Source organism: Plesiomonas sp. ZOR0011 (assembly GCF_000800945.1).
Classification (GTDB): Bacteria; Pseudomonadota; Gammaproteobacteria; order Enterobacterales; family CAMTGL01; genus Plesiomonas; species Plesiomonas shigelloides.
The window spans coordinates 1-8,560 of sequence record NZ_JRKB01000083.1 but is presented as its reverse complement, the minus strand read 5'-3'; the positions used below and the strand labels follow the sequence as shown (position 1 = coordinate 8,560).

General features: G+C 50.6%; 9 protein-coding genes and 1 other RNA gene. 7 read left to right on the top strand and 3 right to left on the bottom strand.

Features of this window, described 5'->3' with window-relative positions; all coding sequences use genetic code 11:
• Positions 1 to 86 precede the first annotated feature (86 nt).
• Positions 87 to 686 (top strand): acetate uptake transporter, encoded by a 600-nt coding sequence (locus tag L975_RS15030; protein ID WP_218185611.1) that lies wholly within the window; start codon positions 87 to 89, stop codon positions 684 to 686.
• A 148-nt stretch (positions 687 to 834) separates the two neighbouring features.
• Here the strand turns inward: L975_RS15030 and grpE are convergent, their stop codons facing one another.
• Positions 835 to 1,425, bottom strand: coding sequence for a nucleotide exchange factor GrpE (gene grpE / locus L975_RS15025; protein ID WP_039045208.1), 591 nt, complete (start codon positions 1,423 to 1,425; stop codon positions 835 to 837).
• Positions 1,426 to 1,564: 139 nt separating this feature from the next.
• On the opposite strand from grpE, the gene nadK reads away from it, so the two are divergent.
• The 3 genes from nadK (at position 1,565) to bamE (ending at position 4,689) form a co-directional block, all read left to right on the top strand.
• Positions 1,565 to 2,446: an NAD(+) kinase gene (gene nadK, locus L975_RS15020; protein ID WP_047709208.1), complete on the top strand. Its 882-nt coding sequence runs from the start codon at positions 1,565 to 1,567 to the stop codon at positions 2,444 to 2,446.
• 136 nt (positions 2,447 to 2,582) lie between these two features.
• Complete coding sequence (gene recN, locus L975_RS15015) at positions 2,583 to 4,244, top strand: DNA repair protein RecN (RefSeq protein ID WP_047709207.1); 1,662 nt, start codon at positions 2,583 to 2,585, stop codon at positions 4,242 to 4,244.
• A 91-nt stretch (positions 4,245 to 4,335) separates the two neighbouring features.
• Complete coding sequence (gene bamE, locus L975_RS15010) at positions 4,336 to 4,689, top strand: outer membrane protein assembly factor BamE (protein ID WP_010864455.1); 354 nt, start codon at positions 4,336 to 4,338, stop codon at positions 4,687 to 4,689.
• A gap of 201 nt (positions 4,690 to 4,890) precedes the next feature.
• Here bamE and L975_RS15005 read toward each other — a convergent pair whose 3' ends face one another.
• Complete coding sequence (locus L975_RS15005) at positions 4,891 to 5,181, bottom strand: RnfH family protein (protein WP_010864456.1); 291 nt, start codon at positions 5,179 to 5,181, stop codon at positions 4,891 to 4,893.
• Positions 5,174 to 5,608: a type II toxin-antitoxin system RatA family toxin gene (locus L975_RS15000; RefSeq protein ID WP_010864457.1), complete on the bottom strand. Its 435-nt coding sequence runs from the start codon at positions 5,606 to 5,608 to the stop codon at positions 5,174 to 5,176. The genes L975_RS15005 and L975_RS15000 overlap by 8 nt, the downstream gene beginning before the upstream one ends.
• Before the next feature lie 146 nt (positions 5,609 to 5,754).
• Between L975_RS15000 and smpB the strand changes: the two genes are divergently transcribed.
• The 3 genes from smpB (at position 5,755) to L975_RS14990 (ending at position 8,477) form a co-directional block, all read left to right on the top strand.
• Entirely contained in the window at positions 5,755 to 6,240 is a 486-nt protein-coding gene (smpB, locus tag L975_RS14995) for an SsrA-binding protein SmpB (RefSeq protein ID WP_010864458.1), read from the top strand.
• Between the two features lie 80 nt (positions 6,241 to 6,320).
• Positions 6,321 to 6,684: a transfer-messenger RNA gene (gene ssrA / locus L975_RS17765) on the top strand.
• Positions 6,685 to 6,950: 266 nt separating this feature from the next.
• Positions 6,951 to 8,477, top strand: a complete 1,527-nt coding sequence (locus L975_RS14990; protein WP_052181518.1) for an EAL domain-containing protein — start codon at positions 6,951 to 6,953, stop codon at positions 8,475 to 8,477.
• Positions 8,478 to 8,560 lie beyond the last annotated feature (83 nt).

The window sequence follows — 8,560 nt, the reverse complement described above, 5'->3', positions numbered from 1 at the left end:
TTCTTACATTTTCCCCTAATTTTTATTTTCCGACGGTATGCCGTCTTTTTTTGGGTATTGGTGTAAACCAATCAAAGGAGAACTTCGTGTCCAACTGCAATCTGGCCAATCCGGCTCCTCTCGGTCTGATGGGTTTCGGTATGACCACCGTGCTGCTGAACATTCACAACGCCGGTTTCTTCCCTGTCAGCGCCATGATCATGACCATGGGTATTTTCTACGGCGGCTTAGCGCAGGTTATCGTCGGGATTATGTGCTTTAAGAAAGGGGATACCTTCGGAACAACCGCATTTACCTCTTACGGTCTGTTCTGGCTGACGCTGGTATTCCTGTGGCTGCTGCCAGCGATGGGTCTGACCACACCAACTGAACACGCGTTCATGGGTCTGTACCTTGGCATGTGGGGTATCTTCACCCTGTTCATGTTCTTCGGTAGCCTGAAATACTGCCGCGCGAAGCAATTCGTCTTTGCCAGCCTGACCGTGCTGTTCTTCCTGCTGGCGGCGCGTGACCTGACCGGTAGCGAACTGATCGGTACCATTGCTGGCTTCGAAGGCATCATCTGTGGCTTCAGCGCAATCTACTTTGCAATGGCTCAAGTGCTGAACGAAACCTATGGCCGTACCGTACTGCCTGTAGGTGAGCTGAAAAAAGCCCAGCCAGCGGCGCAGCTGCAAACCGCATAATTAGCGCCTCTACACGTTATCCATAAAAAAGAGCACCTTGCGGTGCTCTTTTTTTTATTCTCAGTCGGCAACGAAGATCAGCGATATTCCGCAGACTTGGGCACTGACTCACGCGCTAACATAAACTAGCGTGAGCCAGTAACGGCGATTAAGCCTGAGTATCGACACTGTTACCCTTCGATACCATCACCATCGCAGGACGGATCAGACGACCGTTCAGGGTATAGCCTTTTTGCAGCACCATCACGATGTGATTAGCTGGATGCTCGGCGGATTCCACCATGCTCATCGCCTGATGCACATCAGGGTTGAATGGGCAGCCAACTTGGTCAACAGGCTCAACACCGAACTTGTTCATCGCGCTGTATAGTGATTTCAGGGTCAGCTCAACGCCTTCAATCATGGCGTGCAGATCGGTGTTTTGCTTGTCAGCCAGCTCAACGGCGCGCTCCAAGCTATCAATAACCGGCAGCAGCTCGTTAGCAAACTTCTCCAGTGCAAACTTGTGCGCCTTCTCGACATCTTGCTCAGCACGACGACGGATGTTGTCAACTTCAGCGCGCGCGCGCAAAACGCTATCACGCTCATTGCTTTTGGCTGTATCCAGCTCTTTTTCCAGCTCAGCGATACGGGCATCGCGCGGATCAGCACTCACTTCCAGCTCAGTTTCTTCAGCAGAAATCGCAGCTTGCTCGGCTTCAGTCTGTTCAGTTTGTGGATTAATCTCTTGTTGGCTCATGAATTTCTCCGCGATTTGGCATTCTCAACCTTAGTTAGCTTATTATGGGGACGAAAAGCGGTGATTCAAGGGTAAAATCCCGGCCAACGGCCGCCGGATTATCCGGCCGAGATCTCAGTTACAGCGAAAAGGCACAAAAATGAATTCAGGATTTACATGTATAGCTCTGGTTGGTCGTCCTCGCCATCAAGCTGGACTGGCAACTCATGAGACCCTATATCGCTGGCTGACGGCTCAAGGCTACCACGTTCTGTTAGAGCGCCAAGTCGCCCATGCCCTGCAAATCACCGATGCGAACACCGCCAGTTTGACCGAAATTGGCCAGCAGGCTGACCTCGCGGTGGTGATTGGGGGGGATGGCAATATGTTGGGTGCCGCACGCGTATTGGCTCGCTACGGCGTGGCGATGATTGGTGTCAACCGCGGCAACTTAGGATTTTTAACCGATCTCGACCCAGACAATGCGCAAACTCAGTTAAGCGAAGTGCTGGCCGGTGATTACCTCACCGAAGACCGCTTTTTACTGGAAGCGGAAGTGTTCAGTGGCGATCGCCCTAAACGCGCCAGCAGTGCCATCAACGAAGCGGTGCTGCACCCCGGTAAAGTCGCGCACATGATAGAGTTTGAGGTTTACATCGATAACCGCTTTGCGTTTTCCCAACGCTCCGATGGCCTGATTATCTCGACCCCAACCGGCTCGACAGCCTACTCACTGTCCGCTGGCGGCCCCATCCTGACCCCAAATCTGGATGCCATCACCTTGGTGCCGATGTTCCCGCATACCCTGTCCGCGCGCCCGTTGGTGATCGACAGCAACAGCCACATTCGACTGCGCTTTTCCCAAGGCACCACCAGCACGCTAGAAATCAGCTGCGACAGCCAAATTGCCCTGCCTATCCAGCAAGGTGATGAAGTGGTGATCCGCAAAAGCCCGCACCGCCTGCGCCTCATTCACCCTAAAGAGTACAACTACTTCAATATTCTTAGCAGCAAACTGGGATGGTCGAAAAAGCTGTTTTAAATCGTCACAACCCTGACCTCGCCTCTTAGAGTCCGAGCAACCAGCGGGAATCTTACCGTGCAGATCTTTACTGTATACAAAACCAGTATATACTGTCTTTGTATACAGTAATGGATATTTGCACAGAGGCTCTCCGATGCTGGCTCAATTAACCGTCAATAATTTTGCTATCGTGCGTGAACTGGCCATGGATTTCCATGCCGGAATGACCACCATTACCGGTGAAACCGGTGCCGGTAAATCCATCGCCATTGATGCGTTAGGATTATGTCTCGGAGAGCGTGCAGAAGCGGCAATGGTGCGCGCAGATGCCAAGCGCGCCGAAGTATCGGCCAGCTTTTTATTGCAAGGCAACCCTGCTGCCCGCCGCTGGTTGGAAGATAACCAATTGGATGAGGGCGATGACTGTATCCTACGCCGCGTGATCAGCGCTGATGGGCGCTCGAAAGCCTTTATTAACGGCACGCCAGTGCCCGCCTCACAGCTGCGCGACTTAGGCCAACACCTGATTCATATTCACGGTCAGCATGCCCACCAGCGTCTGCTCAAACCCGATTATCAGCTGCAATTACTGGATGCCTATGCTGGCCACCAAGGGCTGCTGGATGAAATGCGTCAGGCTTATCAAACCTGGCGCGAACAAAAAAATGCCCTCAAAGCCTTCGAGCAAAACCGCACCGAACGCGAAGCGCGTCTGCAATTGCTGCAATATCAAGTCAAAGAGCTGGATGAGTTCGCACTGCAAATCGGTGAGTTTCAGCAAATTGATGAGGAGTATAAGCGGCTGTCCAACAGCGGTGAGCTGCTGCAACTGAGCGGTGAATCCTTACAGATTTTATACGAAGCGGATGAAAACAGCATTTTGAGCCTGATGCGTTTAGCCGAGCAGCGCGTCAGTCAGTCTGCCGAGCTGGATCCGCAGCTGCAACCGCTGGTGCATATGCTGGAAGAAGCAACCATCCAACTGCAAGAAGTCAGCGATGAACTGCGCCACTATTTAGACCGCCTCGATCTAGACCCGCAGCGTCTGCAATATCTGGAGCAGCGCTTAGCCAAAGCGGTGCAGCTGGCACGTAAGCATCATATCCAACCCGATGAGCTGCCGGAACTGCATCAAAGCATCCGCGATGAGCTCGATGCTTTGCGCGAACAAGATCTCGATAGCGAGCAGCTAGAACTGCGTGAACAAGCCTGCCGCGAAGCAATGTTGCACAGCGCCGAGAAACTCAGCCAGAGCCGCCAACGCTATGCCGGTGAGTTGGCGAGCCTCATCACCCGTAGCATGCGCGAGCTGTCGATGGAAAACGGCAATTTCTTTATTGAACTCAACGCCAGCGAGCAGCGCCTGACGCCGCTTGGCTTTGATCACATTGAATTTACCGTCACCACCAACCCCGGCCAACCAGCACAAGCACTGGGCAAAGTGGCCTCGGGGGGCGAACTGTCACGGATTTCATTGGCAATTCAGGTGATCACTGCACGTAAAGTCGATACTCCTAGCCTGATTTTCGATGAGGTGGATGTGGGGATCAGCGGCCCAACCGCCGCGATTGTCGGCAAGCTGCTGCGTCAGCTCGGTGAGTCCACCCAAGTGTTGTGTGTCACCCACCTGCCGCAGGTCGCCGGTTGTGGCCATAATCACTATTTTGTCAGCAAGTTCACCGATGGCCAGATGACTGAAACGCGGATGACTTTACTTAGTAACGAAGCGCGCTTGAATGAACTGGCCCGCTTGCTTGGCGGCAGCCAAATCACAGAGAATACCCTCGCCAATGCGCGTGAACTGCTGGCAGCGTGATCCGGTCGCACAGATCACATATCTGTTTTTACTTTAGCGTCCGGGTTGATTATTATCACGGGTAACTCGTTTACAGGAATACTGACTCGCTATGCGCTGTAAAACACTGATTACTGCATGTCTGCTGACCATGCTCACCGCAGGTTGCTCCACGGTCGAAAAAGTGGTGTACCGCATTGATGTGGACCAGGGTAACTACCTGGAGCAAAAGGATGTCGCACAGCTGCGACAGGGAATGAACAAAGATCAGGTGCTGTATCTGCTCGGTACGCCACTGCTCAATGATCCATTTGGCAGCGATACGTGGTACTACGTGTTCCGCCAGCAAAAAGGCCACGATGCACCAACCCAGCAAACACTGGTTTTGAGCTTCGACAGCCAAGGTCTGCTGAGTCAGATTAAAAATCAAGACCAACTGCCCGCTAACCTCGAGCACAATAGCTAATTAGCAGCCGCGAACTCTTGATTACCACACTGGCGAGAAAAACCACGTCAGAAAAGAAAATAGAAAAAAACCGGTCCGAGTCATTGCTGACTTACTACGACCGGTTTTTCTTTGTCTTTTATCTGGCTTTTATTGTTGGTCGACTATTGTTTACCAACAGCCACGTGTTTATCGACAGCCACATCACGATGAGAAAACAAACTAGGCGTTTTTCTTCGCCCGCTCGGCACGCAGACGACGCATCTCTTTCGGATCAGCCAGTAAAGGACGATAAATCTCGATTCGGTCACCGTCATGTACACGATCGGAAAGCTTAACCATCCGGCTGTACACACCAACACGATTGACCCGCAAATCGATATCCGGGCACATCTGTAATATCCCCGAGCGCAGAATAATCTCTTCCACCGTGGCCGTATCCGGCACCGACAAACTTAATACGCGTTGTACATTCGGCAAGGCATACGCGACTTCCACATGAATCTCAGCCACCGTACACCTCCTTAGCGCGCGAGGTAAATGCATTAACCATATTACCGGCCAGCTCTTTAAAGATCCGGCCAAATGCCGCTTCTACAAGCACACTGGTAAATTCGAAGTCCAGATGCAGCTCCACTTTACACGCATCCTCACTGAGCGCAGTAAAATGCCAACCACCGCTGAGCTTACGAAACGGACCATCGACCAGATTCATCTGAATTTTCTGATTTTGCTGTAACGTATTTTTCGTCACAAAGGTCTTGCTGATCCCGGCCTTCGACACATCCACTGCCGCGGTCATCTCATCTGACGCCTGCGACAAAATCCGGCTGCCAACACACCCGGGCAAAAACGCTGGATACGCACTCACATCATTGACCAGTGTATACATCTGCTCAGCACTGAACGGAACCAGCGCCGAACGACTGATCTGGGGCATAGCAATACCTCACAACACAAAAAACGCCCCGATCATAGCATTCAATTTCACACTCCCAAAGTCAGAGATGGTTCATCACCGGTAAAAGACGGTAGAATAGCAACCATATTCAAAGCATCAGGCTCGGCCTGAGTTAAGGTGGTCTTATGACAAAGAAAAATGCCAATAAAAAAGCGGGGTCGTCGACCATTGCGTTAAACAAACGAGCCCGCCACGAATATTTTATCGAAAATGACATGGAAGCCGGTCTGTCACTGCAAGGCTGGGAAGTCAAATCACTGCGTGCGGGTAAAGCCAACATCAGTGAAAGCTACGTATTGCTAAAAGACGGGGAAGCCTTTTTATTTGGCTCGACCATCAACCCGTTGTCTGTCGCGTCCAGTCATGTCGTGTGTGATCCAACCCGCACCCGCAAATTACTGCTCAAGCAGCGCGAGCTGGATGTTCTGTATGGCAGCGTCAACCGCGATGGTTATACCTTGATGCCGCTGAGCCTGTACTGGAAAGGGCCATGGGTGAAGGTCAAAATCGGTCTGGCCAAAGGTAAAAAGCTGCATGATAAACGTGCGGATATCAAAGATCGCGAATGGCAAGTGGCCAAAGAGCGGATCATGAAGCACGCAGGGCGCTAATCCAGCACCTTTTTAGCATTATTTAATGCGATAAGTTGACGCATCACTAAAAGATTCTGGTATACTCAGAATTACAACTTGGGGCTGATTTTGGATTCGACGGGATTGGCGAAACCCAAGGTGCATGCCGAGGTGCGGTAGGCCTCGTTAACAAACCGCAAAAAATAGTCGCAAACGACGAAAACTACGCACTAGCAGCTTAATAACCTGCATAGAGCCCTCTCTCCCTAGCCTCCGCTCGTAGGACGGGGATCAAGAGAGGTCAAACCAAAACGAGATCGCGTGGAAGCCTTGCCCGGGGCGGAAGCGTTAAATCTAATCGGGATAGTCTATCAGTGGCGTGTCTGTTCGCAGCTGGTCGGCGAATGTAAAGACTAGACTAAGCATGTAGTACCGACGGCGTAGTAATTTCGGACGCGGGTTCAACTCCCGCCAGCTCCACCAATCGATTGGAAGGGCGATAACTCATTGAGTTATCGCCCTTTTTGCATCTATTCCCCTGCTGAATACCAATATCCAGCCCTCTCTAGTGCTCCAACAGCCACAGAGCAATGGACAGGCCGCGCACCTAAAGATTATCTTCCTTTATTAAGATCACAATATTTCGGCGAAAACTTACCAAAATCAGGCAAACAGGCGTAGCCTAAAAATCTCTTACGGACCGTTGTTTTTGATTAAATGCACCATCTGTATGGCTAAGGAGCCGTTACATGCTCAATCGCCTGAGCCATAAACTCACGCTGTGTATTGCGATTATCCTCATCCCATTTTCCTTACTGCTATGGCTGATGTACAGCGACTACATCCGACAGATCAACCACGATGCTGAGTACACCGCCCAAAAAACTACCGAGGCCGTCAATGGTCTATTAAGCTATGCTGAACAAGCTAATCAGACCATTTTAGCCAAGCCGCATGACTTGACCCAATGCGATAACATTGTGCTAGCGTTACGCAAACAAGTTGCCACTGTTCCCTATGTGCGCTCAGTCAATCTAGCGCAACACGGTGCAATTTACTGCTCATCGCTATATGGCACGGTACACGTTCAAGATGAATATACGCGCTACCATAATGGCAAACTGCTGCTACTTCCTGGCACCTTGGTCAAATCAAACTATCCTCTGATCGTTGTCCGTAACACGAAAGGAAATATCGCCGTCCTCAGCAGTATCGGCAGCATCTATTTTCAGAGTATTCTGCAACAGCAGGAAAGCCCTGAGCTATTGATAGCGCTTCGCATTGATGATCATTGGCTATCGAAAGACGGGAAGTTCAGTACTCAAAACCCATTCGCGCATGGGATCAATCACCGCACATATCTATCTTCTGCCTTCCCGTTTGCCATCGAGACCTCACTCAACTATCCCTCATTCTGGCAAGCCTTTTGGCACAATAACCACCCCTATATCTGGGGGTTATTCCTCCTTCTTTGCGCCTTCAGCGCCGGCATTGGTTATTTGTTGAATAAGCCTTATCCTTTTTCCACCGAACTAAAACGAGCTCTGCTGAATAACGAATTTATTCCATATGCACAAACCATCATTGATGCCAAAACTCGGCAAGTGATCGGTATTGAAGTCCTCATGCGCTGGAAGCATCCGCAACAAGGCTTGATCCGCCCAGATCTGTTTATACCGCAAGCTGAAGAATCAGATCTGATCATTCCGATGACCAGCGCGTTATTCAAGCAATCCGCCAGCATTCTCTCTCTCTATCAACAACAGCTACCCGCAGAGTTTCACATTGGCTTTAATATTACCGCTCGTCATTGCCAGCATCAGAGCCTTCTGGATGATGTACAGGCCTTCTTGCACACCATCCAAGGTACAGATATCAAATTAGTCCTAGAGCTCACTGAGCGCCAGGCTATCGAGCATACCGCCGATACAGCAGCACTTTTTGATGCTTTACAGGCATTAGGGGTGATCTTAGCCATTGATGATTTCGGTACCGGCCACTCGACACTCAATTATTTTCAATATCTGCATGTTGGCAGTCTCAAAATTGACCGCTCCTTTGTCAATCAAATTGGGGAAGGATCATTATCTGAGCATATCATCGAGAATATCGTCGATCTTGGGCACCGCTTATCTCTGGCCATGGTGGCAGAAGGCGTCGAAACAGAACAACAAGCGCAATATCTCACGGAACGAAACGTGACTTATCTACAAGGTTATCTCTTTAGTAAACCAGCACCACTTGAGCAGGTACTCGCATCACTTATTCACTCATAGGATTATCCAGGAATGCAGGAATGCAGGAATGCAGGAATGCAGGAATGCAGGAATGCAGGAATGCAGGAATGCAGGAATGCAGG